Source organism: Planomonospora algeriensis, from assembly GCF_977012225.1.
Map to the genome: position 1 here is coordinate 1 of NZ_CDRNDK010001059.1, position 577 is coordinate 577.

Sequence of the window (577 nt, forward strand, 5' to 3'; positions counted from 1 at the left end):
CTGATCCGGGACGGCCGCGACTGCGTGGCGTCGCTGAAGGAGATGCCCTGGTACAACAAGGACATCTCCCACGCGATCGCGATCTGGGCCGAGGCGATGGACTTCGCCCGCGACCGCGCGCCGAAGCTGCCCGCCGGCAGCTACCACGAGCTGCGCTACGAGCGGCTGACCCGCGACCCCGAGACCGAGCTGCGCGGGCTCTGCGACTTCCTCGGCGAGGACTTCGACCCGGCGATGTGCGAGCCGAGCCGGGTGGCGGGCGTCGCCGTACCGGAGCACAAGACCTGGCACGTGAACACCCATGAGCAGGTCACCACGGCGCGGTCGGGCTCGTGGCGGGACCGGCTGAAGCCGTGGGAGGTCTCGCTGTGCGAGACCGTGCTCGGCGACCGGCTGGAGGAGTTCGGCTACGAGCTCAGCGGGGCGCCGAAGCCGTCGAAGACGCAGTTGCTCGCCTACCGGCAGGCCGCGGCCGTGCGGAGGCTGACCCGGGCCAAGCGCGCCGCCCACGACCGGCTGACCCGGCTCCGCGAGCCGAACCCGGTCGCGGCCCGGCTCACCTCCGCCCAGCTCCGGC

1 protein-coding gene is annotated in these 577 nt (G+C 73.0%); it reads left to right on the plus strand.

The window, feature by feature from the left end; genetic code table 11:
• A partial coding sequence (locus tag ACWJ6R_RS37790; protein WP_449066775.1) for a sulfotransferase family protein occupies positions 1–577 on the plus strand: 577 nt, incomplete at both ends.